This window comes from Streptomyces sp. ISL-96, assembly GCF_018614035.1.
Lineage (GTDB): Bacteria > Actinomycetota > Actinomycetes > Streptomycetales > Streptomycetaceae > Streptomyces.
In genome coordinates this window covers 121,811-139,737 of the sequence record NZ_JAGGPA010000015.1, presented here as the reverse complement: position 1 = coordinate 139,737, position 17,927 = coordinate 121,811, and the positions used below count along the sequence as shown (strand labels likewise).

At 69.7% G+C, this 17,927-nt stretch carries 12 protein-coding genes and 1 pseudogene; 1 reads left to right on the top strand and 12 read right to left on the bottom strand.

Translation table 11 applies throughout. The annotated features are described in order from the left end of the window. Positions 1-1,631: 1,631 nt before the first annotated feature. From J7E96_RS11050 to J7E96_RS11005, 10 genes are all read right to left on the bottom strand, one after another. A complete protein-coding gene (locus tag J7E96_RS11050; RefSeq protein ID WP_215130019.1) occupies positions 1,632-2,273 on the bottom strand; it encodes a superoxide dismutase in 642 nt (213 codons plus the stop codon). Positions 2,274-2,371: 98 nt separating this feature from the next. Next, entirely contained in the window at positions 2,372-3,463 is a 1,092-nt protein-coding gene (locus tag J7E96_RS11045) for a glycerophosphodiester phosphodiesterase family protein (RefSeq protein WP_215130017.1), read from the bottom strand. A 339-nt stretch (positions 3,464-3,802) separates the two neighbouring features. Further along, positions 3,803-5,245, bottom strand: coding sequence for an FGGY-family carbohydrate kinase (locus J7E96_RS11040; protein WP_215130047.1), 1,443 nt, complete (start codon positions 5,243-5,245; stop codon positions 3,803-3,805). 16 nt (positions 5,246-5,261) lie between these two features. Then, positions 5,262-6,275 carry a 2-hydroxyacid dehydrogenase gene (locus J7E96_RS11035; protein WP_215130015.1) on the bottom strand — a complete coding sequence of 338 codons (1,014 nt, stop codon included), beginning with the start codon at positions 6,273-6,275 and terminating at the stop codon, positions 5,262-5,264. Next, positions 6,272-7,360 carry an ABC transporter ATP-binding protein gene (locus tag J7E96_RS11030; RefSeq protein ID WP_215130013.1) on the bottom strand — a complete coding sequence of 363 codons (1,089 nt, stop codon included), beginning with the start codon at positions 7,358-7,360 and terminating at the stop codon, positions 6,272-6,274. Before J7E96_RS11030 ends, J7E96_RS11035 begins: the two co-directional genes overlap by 4 nt. Continuing rightward, the gene (locus tag J7E96_RS11025) at positions 7,353-8,171 is read right to left on the bottom strand and encodes a DeoR/GlpR family DNA-binding transcription regulator (RefSeq protein ID WP_215130012.1); all 819 of its coding nucleotides are present in this window, start codon (positions 8,169-8,171) and stop codon (positions 7,353-7,355) included. The genes J7E96_RS11030 and J7E96_RS11025 overlap by 8 nt, the downstream gene beginning before the upstream one ends. Beyond that, the gene (locus tag J7E96_RS11020; RefSeq protein ID WP_215130010.1) at positions 8,168-9,307 is read right to left on the bottom strand and encodes an ABC transporter ATP-binding protein; all 1,140 of its coding nucleotides are present in this window, start codon (positions 9,305-9,307) and stop codon (positions 8,168-8,170) included. Before J7E96_RS11020 ends, J7E96_RS11025 begins: the two co-directional genes overlap by 4 nt. Continuing rightward, the gene (locus J7E96_RS11015; protein ID WP_215130008.1) at positions 9,307-10,137 is read right to left on the bottom strand and encodes a carbohydrate ABC transporter permease; all 831 of its coding nucleotides are present in this window, start codon (positions 10,135-10,137) and stop codon (positions 9,307-9,309) included. The genes J7E96_RS11020 and J7E96_RS11015 overlap by 1 nt, the downstream gene beginning before the upstream one ends. Further along, positions 10,134-11,093 carry a carbohydrate ABC transporter permease gene (locus J7E96_RS11010; RefSeq protein ID WP_251069704.1) on the bottom strand — a complete coding sequence of 320 codons (960 nt, stop codon included), beginning with the start codon at positions 11,091-11,093 and terminating at the stop codon, positions 10,134-10,136. The genes J7E96_RS11015 and J7E96_RS11010 overlap by 4 nt, the downstream gene beginning before the upstream one ends. A gap of 7 nt (positions 11,094-11,100) precedes the next feature. Beyond that, complete coding sequence (locus J7E96_RS11005; protein ID WP_251069703.1) at positions 11,101-12,519, bottom strand: sugar ABC transporter substrate-binding protein; 1,419 nt, start codon at positions 12,517-12,519, stop codon at positions 11,101-11,103. A 148-nt stretch (positions 12,520-12,667) separates the two neighbouring features. Between J7E96_RS11005 and J7E96_RS11000 the strand changes: the two genes are divergently transcribed. Then, the gene (locus tag J7E96_RS11000) at positions 12,668-14,134 is read left to right on the top strand and encodes an FGGY-family carbohydrate kinase (protein WP_215130004.1); all 1,467 of its coding nucleotides are present in this window, start codon (positions 12,668-12,670) and stop codon (positions 14,132-14,134) included. Positions 14,135-14,843: 709 nt separating this feature from the next. Here J7E96_RS11000 and J7E96_RS10995 read toward each other — a convergent pair. Next, positions 14,844-16,268: pseudogene (locus tag J7E96_RS10995) on the bottom strand (amino acid permease); the annotation flags it as partial. Between the two features lie 118 nt (positions 16,269-16,386). Then, positions 16,387-17,778, bottom strand: coding sequence for an amino acid permease (locus J7E96_RS10990; RefSeq protein WP_215129996.1), 1,392 nt, complete (start codon positions 17,776-17,778; stop codon positions 16,387-16,389). Between the last annotated feature and the right edge of the window lie 149 nt (positions 17,779-17,927).

Here is a 17,927-nt window from a genome sequence, read left to right as displayed (position 1 = left end):
CCCGGGGGCCCGAGGGTCGGTGGGCCGGGGCGGCGCGTCAAGGGCGCTCCTGCGTCGCGTCGCTGCGCGAGGACCCTGCGGCCCACCCTTGACCCGCCGCCCCGGCCCACCGCTAACGCTTGTAGGGGGACGGCCCAAAGAAAAACGCCCTGCACGGGGGGTGGGGGAGTGGCGCGGGTGGGTTTGGTGGCTGTCGGGTGAGTGGGTGGGGCGCATGAGGTCTATGGGGTGGCGCGGCCCCAGTCTCAGCGAGTGCGGCGACGGCCGCTGGTGCAGGATCCCCATTCCCACGCACACGAGCACCCACGAGGGCGGCCGGTCGGCCGACCGGGTCGACGTGCGGACTCCTGTCGGCGCGGGTAGGGCGCGAGAATTGAATGGGGCGACTCGGGTGAGTGTGGCGTCCACCCCGACCGGTGATCGGCAGGACCGCAAGCAGGTTGCTGATGTGAGTGGGTGTAAGGGCACCCGGGAGTCGGTGTCCTGTCGATGGCCGGCCGGGCGGGCGAGGACGTCAGCAGGTGGGCGGCTCGACATTCATGGCCGAGCCGATAGGGGCGGTGCACGCTCTGAGCCCGGTGGGTGGGGCAGCCGTGTGGGATGGGACGAACGCAGCACATGACACATAGGGGCGCCCGTTTCGCCCCGCTTTCGCCCCTGTGGGAGGTCTCGGCGTGCGTCACGTGCGGGGTTAGTCGCAGAAGACGACTCCCGGCGGGACGGCGTCGTGCCGGTGTGAGGCTGAGGCGGCTGGTGCGGGCCGACACGGTGGCCGGCCTGCGTCGCTTGTGGGCTTCGTTCGCTGCAATGCCCCGCTGCGGGCCGCTGGCACGCGATTAACCCCACACTTGATGAATCCCAACACCCCTCCAACCCCACCCGTCTCAGCCGTATCGCTCCCCGCCACCACGGGAGCGTTTCGGTCCGCACTGTGGCTCGCACGAGTCGCGGGGCGGCTTCCGCGATCCGGTTTCTGGGCTCCACAGTGCAGTCGGTGCCTCACCACCCGCCCACACCAGCAACGAGCTTGTGGCCCAACCGACCCCCGGTCGGGGTGGACGCCACACCGTCCCGAGTCGCCCCATTGAACTGTCGCGCCCCACCCGCGCACCGGACAGGCCGCCGGTCGACCCAGTTGGCCGGCCGTCCGCCTACCTGAGTGCTCGTGTGCGTGGGAACGGGGGTGTTGCACCAACGGCCGTTCCCGCAGCCGCTGAGTCTGGGGCCGAGCTGCCCCCTAGGCGTGGTGCGCCCCACCCACTCACCCGTCGGGCGGCAGCGACACAGCAGCCAATCGCCGGAGTTTCCCGTGGGCCCCCATCGGTAGACGCGACCAACGCCCCAGGGTCGCCAACGCCGCCCGTCAGGGTTCGTCGGCCGACGCTGGGTTCCTACTCGGGTGGTGGCGCGGGACGCGAAGCCCTCAGCCCGCCGCGTGCAGTGCATATGAGGTAGTCATCGACGTTTTGGCGTGAATGCTCGGGCCCGACAGGGGAGCAATTGAACGTCCGAACGCCACCGTGTGCGAAAACAGCCCGCCCCCGCGAGTCAGGTCCTCGCGGGGGCCGGCCGTTTTATCCGCCTGCAAGTGAAGGTTGAGAAGACGATCACGAGCAGGACGCCATGGTGGGCTACGGTGCGAGCAGCAGGTTGTTCGCGCGCGCCTTCGCCGCGGCGTAACGCTTCGACACGTCCTGCCAGTTGACGACCTTCCACATCGCCTCGATGAAGTCCACCTTCTGGTTCTTGTACTGAAGGTAGAAGGCGTGCTCCCAGGCGTCGAACACCAGGATCGGGACCGACCCCTGCCCGACATTGCCCTGGTGGTCGTAGACCTGCTCCACGATCAGGCGCCCGCTGACCGGCTCGTACGCGAGCACACCCCAGCCCGAACCCTGGGTCGTCGCGGAGGCCTTGGTCAGCTGGGCCTTGAACTTGTCGAACGATCCGAACGACTCGGCGAGGGCGTCCGCCAGCTCACCGAGTCCGTCCTTCTCCAGCGGCTCACCGCCGCCGTCGCCCGACATGTTGTGCCAGTAAATGGAGTGGAGGATGTGGCCGGAGAGGTGAAACGCGAGGTTCTTCTCCAGCCCGTTGATGGCTCCCCATGACTCCTTGTCGCGCGCCTCTTCGAGCTGCTCAAGGGTGTCGTTCGCGCCCTTCACGTAGGCCGCGTGGTGCTTGTCGTGGTGCAGCTCGATGATCTGCGGGTTGATGACAGGTTCGAGCGCCGCGTAGTCGTACGGAAGTTCAGGAAGTGTGTAAACGGCCATGGATCCGAGCCCTCCGACTGCTTATTGCGACTGATATGCAAGTGCAGGTTAGCAGCAGGAAGGCTCGGAGTTGATCAGCACCCGGTCGTCCGTTGGTCCTAGGACTCCGTGGCCGCCGCCAGGGCCGCATCCCTCGCGACGACCGCGAGGTCCGGGAAGTCGGTCACGACCGCGTCCACGCCGAGCCCGTAGTGCAGGGCGTACTCCGCGAAGGCGTCACCGAAGTCGTTGGGCGCGGTGCCGCGCCGGAACTGGACGGGCAGGAACTGGTTCTCGCAGCGGAAGGTGTACGCCCCGACCTTCAGCCCCGCCGCGTGCGCGTCTGCGAGCAGCGGTGAGGGCGCGACGACCGAGGACTTGTCCGGGCCGATCCAGTCGGCGTACTCCGCGATCTGACGCAGACCGTCCGGCGTCATCATTTCCTTGTACGTCGCCGGGTGGCCGTACGGCCCGCCCGTGGTCCCCAGCGCCTGCCACAGCGGCAGGCGCAGCCGAGCCTCCGCGATCCGGGTCAGGCTCGACGGTTCGAAGGACTGCACGACGCACTCGTGGGCGCCGAGCCGGTTGCGCCGGATGACGCGGATGAGCTCCGGTTCGAGGGGCAGGCCGATCGAGCGGAAGTAGGTGGGGTGCTTCGTCTCCGGGAACACGGCGATCGTCCGCCCGTGCCGCTTGGACAACTCCCTTGCCAGGTCCACGACTTCCTGGAACGTCATGACTTCGAGCCGGCCGTCGAAGACGGTGTTCCTGTTCCTGACCAGCGGCAGCCGCTCGACGGCTCGCAGAGTCTTCAGCTCGGCGAGCGTGAAGTCCTCCGTGAACCACCCGGTCACGGACCGGCCGTCCACGGTCTTCGTCGTACGCCGCGACGCGAATTCCGGGTGTTTCGCCACGTCCGTCGTACCGGAGATCTCGTTCTCGTGCCGTACGACGAGGACGTGGTCCTTGGTCGGTACGAGATCGGGCTCGATCCAGTCGGCGCCGGTCTGCACGGCGTGGGTGTACGACGCGGCGGTGTGCTCGGGGCGCCAGCCGGCCGCGCCGCGATGGCCGATGACGACGGGACCCCTGGGCCGGCGGTGTGGTTCGTCCGCAGCTGCCGAGCTCGCGCCGGGCAGGACGGTGACGGCGGATGCGGCTGCTCCGACGGCGAGAAGTATGGAACGGCGTCTCGGCTGCTGTGCGGGCATGGAAGTCTCCCTGGTAGGCGGGGATATGGCGGGGATATGGCGGGGATATGGGGGCGGCGACTGCACGATAGGCCGCCCTGTGTCCGTGCGGAGCTGAGTGCGCCCCCTTTCACGCAGTGGCCGACCGGAGGCCACGCGGGCTTCACCTGGCGGGACGCCACCCGCCCCGCCTCACGAGTCGCGGTGCCGGGAGGGGACGTGTCGGGGCGCTCCCCGCAGGGCGTTGAACGCAACCGGCCCGGAGGAACACCAGCACCCGAACGTTCGACGCCCGAGGAGACGCCCCGGCGCGGCACCGACCCCGGAGCGCTGCGCACGCCACTGGAACCCCCGAAAAGCTCAGCCCCGGGCGCCGGCACGGCCCCGTGCCCGGATTCGCGCCTCCGCCAAGTGCTCCAGGTGCTTCGCGTAACCCAGCGTGTAGCGCTCCGCCCGGCCCGCGTCCGGTTCGGCCACCACCGTCGGGCGCGTCCACGACGCCACGTCCAGCTCCACCCCGTACCGTTCCGCCGCCGCCAGCACCGCGCCCCGCGCACCCACCTCGCCCTCGACCACGCGCAACGGGCGGCCCAGTACGTCGGCGAACAGCCGCAGCCAGGCCGGGGAGCGCGTCCCGCCCCCGCACACCGCCAGGGTGCCGGTGAGGCCCGCCGCCTCCAGGCAGTGCCGGGCGGCAAAGGCGATGCCCTCGCAGGTCGCCCGTACGAGGTCGCCCTTCGTCGTCTCCAGGGACACACCCGTCAGCTCCGCCCGCAGCCGCGGATCCACGAACGGGGCGCGCTCGCCCGACGGCGCGAAGTAGGGCAGCACCTGCACCCCGTTCGCCCCCGGCGGCGTCGCGTCCAGGAGCGCGTCGACTTCCTCGTGCCGTACGCCCGTCATGTTCAGCACCCAGTCCAGCGCCGCCGTGCCCACCATGGCCGGCATGGCGCGCAGCCACTGCCCCCGGCGGTCGGTGGAGATGTAGAGCCCGGCCGGCTCGCCCGCCTCCAGGTCGAGGACGTCCGTCGCGACCAGCGACGCCAGGCACGTGCCGATGATGAGCAGCCCGTCCCCCGGCCGCGTCACCCCCGCGCCGAGCGCGCACGCGGGCAGGTCGTACGGGCCGTTGGCCATCCGCGTACCGGCCGGCAGGCCCGGACCAGACGCATCGCCGACCGCGACCGGGTCACTGACCGGGGCGAGCAGACCGCGCCGGTGGCCGAGGCCCAGCAGAGCCAAGGCCCCGTCGTCGTACGTCCGTGTCCGCGGATCCAGGAAGGGCATGGACGCGTCCGAGACGTCCGTCGCCCGGCCCCCCGTCAGGCGCTGGAAGACCATGTCCTTGCAGTACAGGGCGGTGGCGGCCGCGTCCAGCACCTTCGGCTCGTGCCGGTCCAGCCACGCCAGCACCGGCCCCGGACACCCCGGGAACATCGCGCTGCCCGTACGCCGGAACACGGAGGTGAAGACGTCCGACGCCATCCACTCGCCGAGGAGTTCGTGCGCCCGGCCGTCCATCCAGGAGATCGCCGGCCGCACCGGGCGCCCCTCCGCGTCCACCAGCCACACCCCGTCGCCCTGCCCCGTGAGCCCGGCCAGCGAAACAGGGCCGTCCAGCCCCGACGTCAGCGTCGTCAGTACGTCCACGACCGCCGCGTACAGCTCGTCCATGTCCTGCTCGACGCAGCCGTCACGGATGTCGAGCCCGACCGGCCGGGACTCGACCGCGACCTCCCGCCCGGACGCGTCGAAGGCCGCCGCCTTCACCATGGACGTGCCCACATCGATACCGACGTACAACATTCCTCAAAGCTCCTCAGGTCAGGCTGTGCGCCAGTGGTGTTCCGGCCGCGTACCGCGCCACCTCGGCCGCCGCGATCCGCGCCGCCTTCTCGGCCACCTGGCGGCTCGCCCCTCCCAGATGCGGCGTCATCACGACACCGGGTACGCCCCGCAGCCGCGCCCCCGCCGGCAGCGGCTCCTGCTCGTACGTGTCGAGGGCGGCCGCCGCGAGCTGTCCGCTCTCCAGCGCGTCGCACAGCGCGTCCGTTTCGACGAGCGGCCCCCGCGCCACATTGACCAGCACGGACCCGCGCGGCAGCAGCCCCAGCTCGCGGGCGCCGATCAGGCCGCGGGTCTCGTCGGTGAGCCGCGCGTGCAGAGTGACAACCCGCGACCGGGACAGCAGCGCGTCCAGCGACGCGACCCGTACGCCGTGCACATCACCGCGCACGTACGGGTCGTACACCTCCACCTCCGCACCGAACGCGCACAGCACCCGCGCGACCCGGCTGCCGACCGCGCCGTAGCCGATCAGCCCGACCGGCGTGTCCTCCAGCTCGGGCCCGCATCGTTCGTACGTGTAGTACGAGCCGTCCCACACGCCCCGCCGCGCCAGCGAGTCGTGGGTCTCCGGGATGCGGCGCATCGCGGCCAGCATCATTCCGACCGTGAACTCGGCGGTGGCCGCCGCATTGCGGCCCGGCGCGAAGCACACCTGCACGCCGCGCGCCCGCGCCGCCTCCACGTTGACGTTGACCGGGCCGCCGCGGCAGACCACGATGAGCCGCAGCGCGGGGGAGGCCTCCAGCACGCGCTCCGTGAACGGCGCCATCTGCGTCACGCACACCTCGACGTCCCGCAGCGCCTCGATCAGCTCGTCCTCGCAGTCACTCGCCTCGTCGACCTCGGCGACCTTCCCGAAGGATTCGAGCGGCCAGGGAAGGGTGAGTTCGGTCAGTTCGAACGGGGACGCGGTGACGGCGGCCTCCACCGCCTCACCGATCAGTGAGTTGAGGACGAAGTGGTCACCGGCTGCCAGGATTTTCATCGCAGAGCCTCCCCTGTCTCGGCGTCGAATACATGCGTGAGCTGCGGGTCCGCGGTCACCCGCACGGTTTCGTCCCGGTCGAGGCGCACCTCGGGTCCGGTTTGTACGACGAGGGGCTTGGCCACTCCGTCGAGCGCGAGCGTGGCGATACCGGCTTCGAGGAGTGGCTCGTGTGCGCTCACTCGCGCCCGTACACCCGCATCTCCGGCCAGCCGCAGATCCTCCGGCCTGATCCCCAGCACCACCTCGCGCCCGACCCCCAGCTCCGCCCCCAGCCGCACCGGAACAGCCAGCCGCACGCTGTCCGAGAGCCGCACCCGGCCGTCGGCTTCGACGACCCCCGGCAGGAGGTTGATGGCGGGCTCCCCGACGAAGTCGGCCACGAAGAGATTCGCCGGGCTGTCGTAGATCTCGTACGGCGTGCCGAGCTGCTGGATGACGCCGTCCTTCATCACGGCGATCCGGTCGGCGAGCGACAGCGCCTCCTCCTGGTCGTGCGTCACCAGGATGGTGGTGTGCCCCAAGTCCTGCTGGATGCGCTTGAGTTCGCGCCGGGTCGTGTCGCGCTGCGCCGCGTCCAGGTGCGAGAGCGGCTCGTCGAGCAGCAGTACGTCCGGCTCGCGGATCAGCGCCCGCGCCAGCGCGACCCGCTGTTTCTGGCCGCTGGAGAGCCCGCCCGGCCGCGCGTCGAGCAGCTGCGTCAGACCGATCCGCTCCGCCATGTCCCGTACGCGCGAAGCCACTTCCCCGCGCGGCCTGCCCCGCGCCGCGAGCCCGAACCCGAGGTTGTCGGCGACGGTGAGCGGCGGATAGAGCGCGTAGTTCTCGAAGGCGACGCCGATATTGCGCTGCTGGGCGGGGACCTTCACCACCGAGTCCCCGCCGACGAGAATGTCGCCGCCGGTCACCGCCTCCAGGCCGGCGATCATCCGCAGGGTGGTGGACTTTCCGCAGCCGGAAGGGCCGAGCAGGCCCAGCAGCTCACCGGAACGCAGCTCCAGGTCGATGCCGCGCACCGCCTCCACCGGGGGGCGGCCCCGCGACGCGTACGTCTTGCGCAGCTCGCGCAGCGCCAGTTCAGTCATCGTCCGGTACTCCCCTCGCCGTGGCGCACACCTCGTACGGGACCTTGTGCTCGTCGAGGTCGCGCAGCAGCTCCGCCGACGCCCCGTCGTCGACCAGTACCAGGTCGAAACGGGACAGCGGGGCGAGCCGGTGGAGGGCGACGCGGCCGAGCTTGGAGTGGTCGAGCAGCAGCACGTTCTTCGCGGCGGAGTCGAGCATGGCCCGCTTGACGGAGACGATGTGCTGCTCCTGGTGGTAGGCGAAGCCGCCGGAGACGGCGGACGTCGACGTGAAGCAGATGTCGACCTGGAGGAGCTGGACGGCTTCCATGCAGGAGACGCCCAGGAAGGACGAGTGGAGGGGATCGTAGTCGCCGCCGAGCGCCATCAGGTGGATGCCGCGCTCGCTCGACAGCAGCGTCAGCGCTTCGAGGAAGTTGGTGACCACGGTCAGCGGAGTGATAGAGCTCGAACCGAGCCGGCGCGCGATCTCCAGGGTGGAGGTCGAGTCGTCGAGCATCACCGCCATGCCGGGCTCGATGAGCTTCAGCGCGTGCTCGGCGACGGCGGCCTTCTCCGCGTGCATCGTCTTCAGCCGGTACGCGACGTTCGATTCGAAGACGCCGGACGGCTGGGCGGTGACCCCGCCCCGGAACTTCCGCACCAGCCCCTGGCGTTCGAGCTCGTCGAGGTCCCGGTGGATGGTCATGAGGCTGACGTCGAAGCGCTCGGCCAGTTCGGCGGCGGTCGCCGAGCCCGCCGCGAGCACCCGCTCGGCGATGGCCGCCTGGCGGGGCGCGGGGCCGCGTTCGCGCTGGTCGCCGCCGCTCATGCGCCGATCCTCCGTCCCGGCAGGTCCGGCCCGTCGGCTTCGAACAGCAGCAGGCTCTCCGGCCGTACGCTCAGCCTCACCGGCGCGTCGGGCCGCAGCCCGGCGGCGTCCGCGCGCGGCACGACCAGCGCGAGGTGCTGCCCGCCGAGCCGTACGGTGACCTCGGTGGCGCGCCCGAGGACTTCGGTGATGTAGACGGTGCCCGTGAGCTCGATGCTGCCCGCTCCGAGGGCGGAGGAGCCCAGCGACAGGTCCCGCGGCCTGACCCCGATCTGCACGGCGGCGCCGGGCGCGGGGGCTCGTACCCGCAGTGAAGCCAGGGGAATGTCGAAGAAGCGGTCCACGGACACGAAAGTGCCGTGGCCCGTGACGGTTCCCGGCAGCAGATTGATGCGCGGCCTGCCGAAGGAGCGGGCGACGAAGGTGTCGTACGGCTGGTGCCAGATCTCCTCGCGGGTGCCCGTCTGGACGATCCGGCCCTCCCTGATCACCCCGATACGGTCGCCCAGCGCCAGTGCCTCCACCGAGTCGTGCGTGACGTACAGGGTCGTGGTGCGCTGGACCGCGCCGATCGCCTTCAGCTCGGCGCGCATCGCCTGGCGGAGCTTGGCGTCCAGGTGGGACAGCGGCTCGTCGAGCAGGAACGCGCGGGCGGGGCGCACCAGGACACGGCCGAGCGCGACGCGCTGCCGCTGCCCGTTGGACAGCCGGCCCACGGGGCGGTCCAGGAGCGCCCCGATGCCGAGGAGGTCGGCAATCGCGCCGATGCGCTCGCGCGCCTCGGCGGCAGGCAGCTTGTAGCGGGGCGAGCGGAGTGGGGAGGCGAGGTTGTCGTACGCGCTGCGGTGCGGGTAGAGGGCGTACGACTCGAAGCACATCGCCACGCCCCGGTCGTACGGCTCGACGCCCGTCATGTCGGTGCCGTCGAGCGAGACCGTCCCCGACTGGGGCTCCTCCAGCCCCGCGACGGTCTTGAGCGTCGTGGTCTTGCCCGCGCCGGACGGCCCGAGCAGGCAGAAGAACTCCCCTTCCCGGACGTCGAGATCGAGCCCGTCGAGCGCGATGTTCTTGCCGTACGCCTTGTGAATCCCGCGCAGCGAGATGGCAGCGCTCGGAGCGGTCGGAGCAGCCGGCATCAGGACTTCACCGCCCCGAAGGAGAGTCCGCGCACCAGATAGCGCTGGATGGTGAGCGCGAGGAGCAGCGGCGGGATCACCGACACCAGCGCCGCCGCAGCCGTCAGGTTGTACTTGGGGCGGTCGCCGCCGAGGAAGGACAGGGCGCCGACCGTGACCGTCTGGGCTTCGGACGACGTCAGGATCAGCGGGAAGACGAAGTTGTTCCAGGCGAAGATGAAGGCGAGCAGCGAGACGGCGGCGATGCCCGGCTTGACCAGCGGCAGCGCGACCTTGAAGAAGGCCTGTTTCCTCGTGTAGCCGTCGAGCAGCGCGGCCTGCTCCAGCTCCGGCGAGAGGTCGGAGAAGTACGAGTGCATGATCCAGACGATCAGCGGCAGCGTGACGAGCTGGAGCACCCAGATCATGCCGACGTAACTGTCGAAGAGCCCGAGCTGCTGGTAGAGCACGAACAGCGGGATGATCACGGTGAGTTCGGGCGCGAAGCGGAAGGACAGCAGGGTGAACATCAGGTTCTCCGAGCCCCGGAACCGCCAGCGCGCCGCCGCGTAGGCGGCAGGCAGCCCGATCACCAGCGACAGCCCCACCGCCCCCAGCGACACCACCAGACTGTTGACGAAGAACCGCAGGAACGGCACGCCCTCGTCGGTCCCGGCCCCGAGCACCGTCTTGTACGAGTCGAAGGTGGGCGAGAAGGCGAAGTACGTACTGAACAGCTCGTTCGCCGGCTTCAGAGACAGAATGATCATCCAGGCGATCGGGAAGAGCGCGAAGACGAAGTACAGAATCAGCGCCCCGTCAGCGGCGACAGCGAGCAGCTTGCGCTTCACTTGGGCACCTCCGCGGCCCGGTTCTGGATCTTGCCGAGATAGCGCACCAGCACCATCGTCACCAGGTACACCACCGCCCACAGCACGATCATGTAGCTGATCCCGAACGAGTACCGCTGGAAGCGGATGGCCTCCAGGTATGCCCGGATCTGGAGCACCACGGTCGAGTCACCGGGCCCGCCCTCGGTCAGGGCGTAGATGATGTCGAAGACCTTCAGCGAGTCCATGAACCGGAAGATCACCGCCACCAGGACGTACGGCCACAGCATCGGAAGCGTCAGCTTCCGGAACGTGAACCACCACCCCGCCCCGTCCACCGCCGCCGCCTCGAACGGCGACGCGGGCAGCGACCGCAGCCCCGCCAGCGCCAGGATCGCCACGAACGGCGTGTAGACCCACACGTCCACCGCGATCGACGACAGCAGCGCGCCGCTGGGGGTGTCGGTCCACTGAACGCCCCCCATCCCCAGCGGCTTCAACAGATGGTTGATGACCCCAACACTCGGCTGGAGCATCAGCTTCCACATGATCGCGGCGATCACGGGCGCGATCATCAGCGGCAGGATGAGGATCTTCTCCAGTACGCGCCCGACGAGCGTGGAGCGGTGCAGCAGCAGGGCCACCCCCACCCCCAGCACGGTCTCGACGGCCGCGGCCCCCACCGCGTACAGCACCGTGACCCACGCCGAGTCCCAGAAGGACGACTCGCTGAAGATCCGCCGGTAGTTCTCCAGCCCGACCATGTCCGGCTGCGGCTTGCTCGCCGCGAAGTCGAAGAGCGTGTAGTACAGCCCGAGCCCGAAGGGGTAGAGGATCCCGCCCGTGAGCAGCAGGGCCGGCACGATCAGCAGATACGGCCGCAGCCCACGCCGCCAGCGCGGTACGACGCGCGCCGACGGCCCACCTCCCTCGCGTGAGGCCGCCCCGTGGCCGGTCTCGGTGAGGGACGACGACATCGAGCCGTCACCCGACCTTCGAAGCCAGGTCGCTCGCCAGCCCGTTCAGCACCGACTTGGCGTTCTTGCCGCCGTAGATCTCCTGGAGCGACGCCGCCCAGCTCGTCGTCGCGTCGAAGAACTGCTCCTGCGGCGTGAACTGGATCTTCGTCTGGTCGACGACCGTCTCGAAGGTCTCGATGAAGCCTTCCAGCCCCTTCATCTTGTCCTTGTACGCCGCGTCCTGGCTGACGGACTTCCTGACCGGGTCGATGTGGTTGTGCTCGATCGCCGCCTTGCGCAGATGCTCCTTGCCGGTCGCCCACTGCAGGAACAGCCACGCCGCGTGCTTGTTCTTGCTCTTGGCGTTCATGCCGAGCGACCAGATCCACATGTTCGTGGCGAGCGACCCGTCCGGCCCCTTCGGCCCCGGATGGAAGGCGATCTTCCCGGAGGCGGGCGACGCGCCCTTCACCGCCTGGAAGTACGCCGCCGTATCGGCGTCGAAGAGCATCCCGGCCTTCTTCGCGCCGAGGTCGCTGGAGCACTGGTACCAGGTGTACGAGGTCCAGGACGGCGGCCCGCCCTTCCTCACCATCTCGGCCCAGTCCTGGGTGAAGGCGACGGCTTCGGGGGTGTTCATGGCGGGCTTGACCTTCCCACCCTCAACCGTGAAGTCCTTGAGCCCGTACCGCGAGTACATCGTCATGAAGCCCGGATGGATCGTCGCCCAGCTCCGCGACCCGCGCACCGCGACGCCGTACATCCCGTCGAAGCCCGCACCCGGCGCCTTGCGCTTGATGGCGCCGGATATCTCGCGCAGCTCGTCGAAGGTCTCGGCGGGTTTGAGCCCCAGCTTCTTGAAGACCTCGGTGTTGTACGCGACGACGTTCGTTTCCCACCCCCAGGGCAGCGCGTACTGCCCGCCCTGCCCGAGCGGCGCACCGGCCTTGAGCGACCACTGATCGGCCTGGAGCAGATTGGGGAAGAAGTCCCCTTGGTCCCACTCCCCACCGGTCGCCGAGGAGTTGCTCATCCACGGCCCCAGGTCCTCCAGCCACCCGGGCGGCCCGTACTGCCAGACCATGTAGGCACCGAGCATGAAGATGTCGTAGGACGCACGCCCGCTGGACAGATCGACGGTGAGCTTGTCGAAGTAGTTGTCCTCGGGAAAGACGTCGTACTCGACTTTGATGCCGGTCTTCTCGGTGAAGGACTTGAGATCGGCGATCAGCGCGTCGGTGTACGGATGCTTGTTGAGCAGCGCTTTGACTGTCTTCCCCTTGGCCTTCTTCCAGTCGAAGGCCCCGGTGACGTCGTCGGCGGCGGACCCACCACCGTCTTTGCTCTCATCACCGCCGAAGCCGGCGCCGCAGGCGCTCAGCAGCGGGGTGGCGGAAGCAGCCGCCGTGAGGGCGAGGAACCGCCGCCGGTCATGTACGCGCATGTCCATCCCGACCTCCGCTAACACGTGCAGTCGACTGGTTAACAGAGCTTGGAACAGCGGAAGTTGGGCGTCAATCCCTCGCGCAACGGAAAAACTCGGTGCACAGTGAGAACTTCACAGACGGCGCCGATATGCGCGGGAGGATCGTGTGCGATCCGACAAGTCCGGAGACTGGGACGACGACACGGCATGGCTGGGCATCGACCTCGGTACGCAGAGCGTCCGGGCGGTGGTCGCGACCACCCGCGGACACGTGCTGGGCAGTGGCTCGGCGCCGCTGACCGGCCGGCGCACCGGCGTTCGCCACGAGCAGGACCCCGCCGACTGGTGGTCCGCCGTCCGCGCCGCGACCCGGGGCGCGCTCACGGGCGTACAGGCACGCAGACTCCGCGCGCTCGCGGTGTGCTCGACCTCGGGCACGGTCCTGCTCACCCACGCGTACGGCGACCCGCTCACCCCCGGCCTGATGTACGACGACGGGCGCGCCGCACCCGAGGCCGACGAGGCGGGCGTACCGCCGAGCTGGGGCCTGCCGAAGGCGCTCTGGCTGGCCCGGCGGCGTAACGGAACGACCGTAAGGCTGTCCCACCAGGCCGACACGGTGACGGCCCGGCTCACCGGCGGCCCGGTCGCCACCGACTCCAGCCACGCCCTGAAGACCGGCTACGACCTGGAACGCGACACCTGGCCCGAGGAAGCTCTGGCCCAACTCGGCCTGCCCGTCGCCCTCTTCCCGGAAGTCGTACGCCCCGGAACCTGCCTGGGCAAGGTCACCGAAGCGGCATCGGCCGAGACCGGCATCCCCGCCGGGACCCTGGTCATCGCCGGCATGACGGACGGCTGCGCCGCGCAGATCGCCTCGGGCGCCTTACGCCCCGGCTCCTGGAACTCCGTACTCGGCACCACGCTGGTCCTCAAGGGCGTCTCGACCGTCCCCGTCCGCGACAGCACAGGCATCGTCTACAACCACCGCTCCCCGGACGGCAACTGGCTCCCCGGCGGCGCGTCGAGCGTGGGCGCGGGCGCACTGACCGCCGCCTTCCCCGGCGCGGACCCGGCCCGCCTGGACCGCCTGGCCGCCCACCACGAGCCGTCGGTGGCCCTCGCCTACCCCCTGACCTCCCGCGGCGAGCGCTTCCCGTTCCGCGCCCCGGACGCCACGGCTTTCCTGCTCAACGGCGGTACGTCGGAGGGTGACCGGTGGGCGGCGATGCTCCAGGGCATCGGCTACGCGGAACGCCTGTGCCTGGACTACCTCCACTACCTGGGCGCGCCGGTCGAGGGCCCCCTCACCTTCACCGGCGGCGCGGCCCGCAGCGCGTACTGGAACCGCCTGCGCGCGGACATCCTGGGCCGCCCGGCCCGAATCCCCGAACAGACGGAACCAGCACTGGGCATGGCGATCCTGGCGGCGCACGGGGCGGGGGAGGGGGCGGGCCCCAGCCTGGCCGACACGGCGGAAGCCATGGTCCGCATCCGCGAGACCGTGCACCCCCGCCCGGACCGCACGGCGGCGTTCGCGGCCCCGTACGCCCGCCTGATCACCGAACTGACCCACCGAGGCTGGCTACCGCCCCCCGTGGCCACCCACGCCCTAACCCGCCTGCCCCAGTGACCCTGCGGGGCCTTTCCCCACCCCGCCCCTTCCCGAACTGGGGCGCTGCCCCAGACCCCGCTCCTCAAACGCCGGAGAGGCTGAGGGCAGCCGGTCCCCGGAGGGGTTGGAGTTGCCGGGGGCTCGTCCGAGTCAGGGGCTTCGCCAGCTCGAGGCTGCCGCGCTCCGCGAAAGTGGCGCGCTCTGGGACTCCAGCTCAGCAAAATCCAGCCCGTCCGGCGTTTGAGGACACGCCCGCAGGGCGTCTGTGCTGTCTGGGGCCTGGGGCTTGCCCCAGTTCGGGAAGGGGCGGGCAGGGGAAAAAACCGTCAGTACGCGCAGAACCCCCCGGCCAAGGGGCCAGGGGGTCCAACGCACTGTGACAGATCGCTCAGTCTTCCTTGCTGCTGCTGCTCGCGACCGCTTCCGCGACCGCATCCGCCGCAGCCTTGGCGACAGCATTCGTCGCCGCTTCCGCAGCAGGCTTGGCAACGGCCTCGGTAACGGCCTTCGTGACGGCGTCAGCCACGGCCTTCGTCACCGCTGCGGTGACGGCCTCCGCGATGGCCGTCGTAAGGGCATCGGTAACGACCACCGGCGCAGGCTCGGTAACCGCCTCGGCGTCGGCGTCACCTTCCGCCTCGGCCTCCGGCACAGCCTTCGTGACGACCACCGGCGCAGCATCAGCGGCGGCCACCGCCACAGGCTCAGCCACCGCCACCGCCACCGCCACCGCAGCCGGCGTCCGCACCATCTGCAGCACGAACCCAACAACCGCCAGCAACCCCGTCAGCCCACCACTCCAGTACAGCTGAACCCGCGTGCCCTCCTCACGGGCCATCAGAACGAAGACCGCTGCCATGCCCGCGAGCGCCACCCACGTCAGCACCGGGTACGCCCACATCTTCACGACCAGCGTCTCCGGCGCCTCGCGCTCGGTGCGACGGCGCAGCACCAGCTGCGAAACGGCGATGAAGAACCACACCACCAGGATCAGCGCGCCGATCGTGTTGAGCAGCCACACGAAGATGTCGTTGGGCCGCCAGTAGCTCAGCAGCACACAGACAAAACCGAACACAGACGAAACCAGCACGGCGGTGCGCGGCACACCACCGTGGACAGCGCCGAGCGCCTTCGGGCCCTGACGGCGCGAGACCAGCGAGCACGCCATGCGCGAGGCGCCGTAGATGTTGGCGTTCATCGCCGAGAGCAGGGCGATCAGCACCACCACATTCATGATCTGACCGGCGGCGGGGATCCCCAGGTGGTCCAGGGTCGCGACGTACGGCCCCTTCTCGGCGACCGCCTTGTCGTTCCACGGCACCAGCGTGACGATGACCGCCATCGAGCCGATGTAGAAGATCGCGATGCGCCACATCGCCGTACGCACAGCCTTCGCGACACCCTGCACCGGCCGCTCGGACTCGGCCGCCGCGATGGTGACCGTCTCCAGACCGCCGTACGCGAAAACGGACGCCAGCAGCCCGACGATCAGCCCCTCGGAGCCGTTCGGCATGAAGCCACCGATGCCCGTGAGGTTCCCGGTTCCCGGTGCGGGATTGTCCGAGCCCGGCAGGATGCCGACGATCGCGAGGACGCCGATGCCGAGAAAGACGACAATCGCGCCGACCTTGAGCGCGGCGAACCAGAACTCGAACTCACCGAAGTTCTTTACGGCCGCCAGGTTCGTGCAGCAGAACACCAGCATGAAGAGGGCGACCCAGGCCCACTCGGGCGAATCCGGGAACCACCCCACCATGATCTTCGCGGCGCCGATGCCTTCGAGGCCGACAGCCACACAGAGCAGGAACCAGAACGCCCAGCCCGCCGTGAAGCCCGCCCACGGGCCGATGGCGCGCTCGGCGTGCACGGAGAAGGAACCGGAGGCCGGATTGGCGGCCGACATCTCGCCGAGCATGCGCATCACGAGCATGACCAGCAGCCCGGATATCGCATACGCGACGATGATCGAAGGACCGGCGGCGGCGATGCCCGCACCCGATCCGACGAAGAGCCCGGCGCCGATGACGCCACCGAGGGCGATCATCGACAGATGGCGTTGCTTGAGTCCGTGCGTGAGCGGCGAGTCGACCTTGTTGCTGATGTCGGCAGTGCCGACATCTTCGACGGGCGCCGACGCGGAAGTCCGAGACATGGGTGTGCCCTGTTCGGTAGCTGAGACGGGGGAACAGACGCCACAGTCTGGGTACGGGCACCGCTCACTGGGAACAGTTGCCCGCTATACGGACACCATGCTCACACTTCGTGAACGATTACACACGCCGCGCACGCAACTCTCTCACCACGGCCACCACCAGCACCGCACCGGTAGCCGCCCCCGACCACAGCACCTGCGGCCGCGCCGCGTCATCGGTGAGCATCAGCAGCAGTACGCCGCCGAGCGTGGCCAGCGTGACCCAGGTGAGCCAGGGGAAGCCCCACATCTTCAGCGTCAGCGTCTCGGGAGCCTCGCGCTCGATGCGTCGCCGCAGCCGCAGCTGCGAGGCGGCGATGAGCCCCCACACGAACAACAGCACCGCGCCCACCGCGTTGAGCATGTAAAGGAAGACGGTGTCGGGCCACATCAGATTCAGCAGTACGGAGACGAACCCGAAGGCGACCGAGGCCAGCACGGCCCGCCGCGGCACCCCACCGGCCGCACCACCCCCACCGTCCCCGCCGCCCGACACCTTGAGCAGCCCTTGCGGCGCCTCACCGCGCTCCGCCAGCGAGAACACCATCCGCGAGGACCCGTACAGATTGGCGTTGAGTGCGGAAAGCAGCGCGACGAACACCACAACGTTCATGATCTGCCCGGCGGACGGTACGCCGATCGCGTCAAGCACGGTGACGTACGGGCTGAGCCCCGCCTGCTGCGCGGTCCAGGGCAGGACGGTCACGATGACCAGCATCGACCCCACGTAAAAGAAGAGAATCCGCCACACGGCGGCGCGCACCGCGCGCGCCACATTGCGGGCCGGGTCCTCGGTCTCGGCGGCGGCGATCGTGACGACCTCCAGCCCGCCGAAGGCGAAGACGACCGTCAGCACACCCGACACGACGCCTTCCCACGCATTCGGCAGGAAGCCGCCCTGACCGGTGAGATTGCTGAACCCCACGGGCCCGGTCTCCGGCAGCACTCCAAAAATGGCCAGCACCCCGAGCCCAAGAAACAAAACAATCGCGCCGACCTTGAGCCCGGCGAACCAGAACTCGAACTCACCGAAGTTCTTCACGGCCGTGAGGTTGGCGCAGGTGAACACCACCATGAAGATCAGCACCCACGCCCACTGCGCGATCCCCGGCACCCAGCCGTTCGCGATCTGCGCCGCCGCCGTGGCCTCCACCGCCAGCACCACGACCAGCAGGAACCAGTACAGCCACCCCACGCTGAATCCGGCCCAACGGCCCAGCGCGCGCTCGGCGTGCACCGAGAACGACCCGGAAGCGGGCATCGCCGCGGACATCTCCCCGAGCATCCGCATGACCAGCATCGCGAGTGCGCCCGCGATCAGATACGAGACGACGATGCCGGGGCCCGCGACCGCGATCCCGGCACCCGAGCCCACGAACAGTCCGGCGCCGATCACCCCGCCGAGGCCGAGCATGGTCAGGTGGCGCTGCTTGAGCCCATGGGCCAGGGGCTCGGCATTGGCGGGGTGCATGTGGTTCGCGGCTCAGCTCTAGGAAACGTTCAGCAGATCATTTGGCAAGAACCTACAGTCTCACCGAGCCCGCCCGTTCTTCGCAAAACGGCCCTCCGCGCCCCCGACCTCAGTGACGAGCATCACGCGATCGCGGGATTACCGTCCGC

What these genes read in the sequence shown, in the direction of transcription:
- J7E96_RS11045 (WP_215130017.1), bottom strand. Translation starts at nt 3,463, where the DNA reads ATGCCCGCACAGCAGCCGAGACGCCGTTCCATACTTCTCGCCGTCGGA.
- J7E96_RS11035 (WP_215130015.1), bottom strand. Translation starts at nt 6,275, where the DNA reads ATGAAAATCCTGGCAGCCGGTGACCACTTCGTCCTCAACTCACTGATC.
- J7E96_RS10990 (WP_215129996.1), bottom strand. Translation starts at nt 17,778, where the DNA reads ATGCACCCCGCCAATGCCGAGCCCCTGGCCCATGGGCTCAAGCAGCGC.
- J7E96_RS11020 (WP_215130010.1), bottom strand. Translation starts at nt 9,307, where the DNA reads ATGCCGGCTGCTCCGACCGCTCCGAGCGCTGCCATCTCGCTGCGCGGG.
- J7E96_RS11010 (WP_251069704.1), bottom strand. Translation starts at nt 11,093, where the DNA reads ATGTCGTCGTCCCTCACCGAGACCGGCCACGGGGCGGCCTCACGCGAG.
- J7E96_RS11005 (WP_251069703.1), bottom strand. Translation starts at nt 12,519, where the DNA reads ATGCGCGTACATGACCGGCGGCGGTTCCTCGCCCTCACGGCGGCTGCT.
- J7E96_RS11050 (WP_215130019.1), bottom strand. Translation starts at nt 2,273, where the DNA reads ATGGCCGTTTACACACTTCCTGAACTTCCGTACGACTACGCGGCGCTC.
- J7E96_RS11030 (WP_215130013.1), bottom strand. Translation starts at nt 7,360, where the DNA reads ATGACTGAACTGGCGCTGCGCGAGCTGCGCAAGACGTACGCGTCGCGG.
- J7E96_RS11025 (WP_215130012.1), bottom strand. Translation starts at nt 8,171, where the DNA reads ATGAGCGGCGGCGACCAGCGCGAACGCGGCCCCGCGCCCCGCCAGGCG.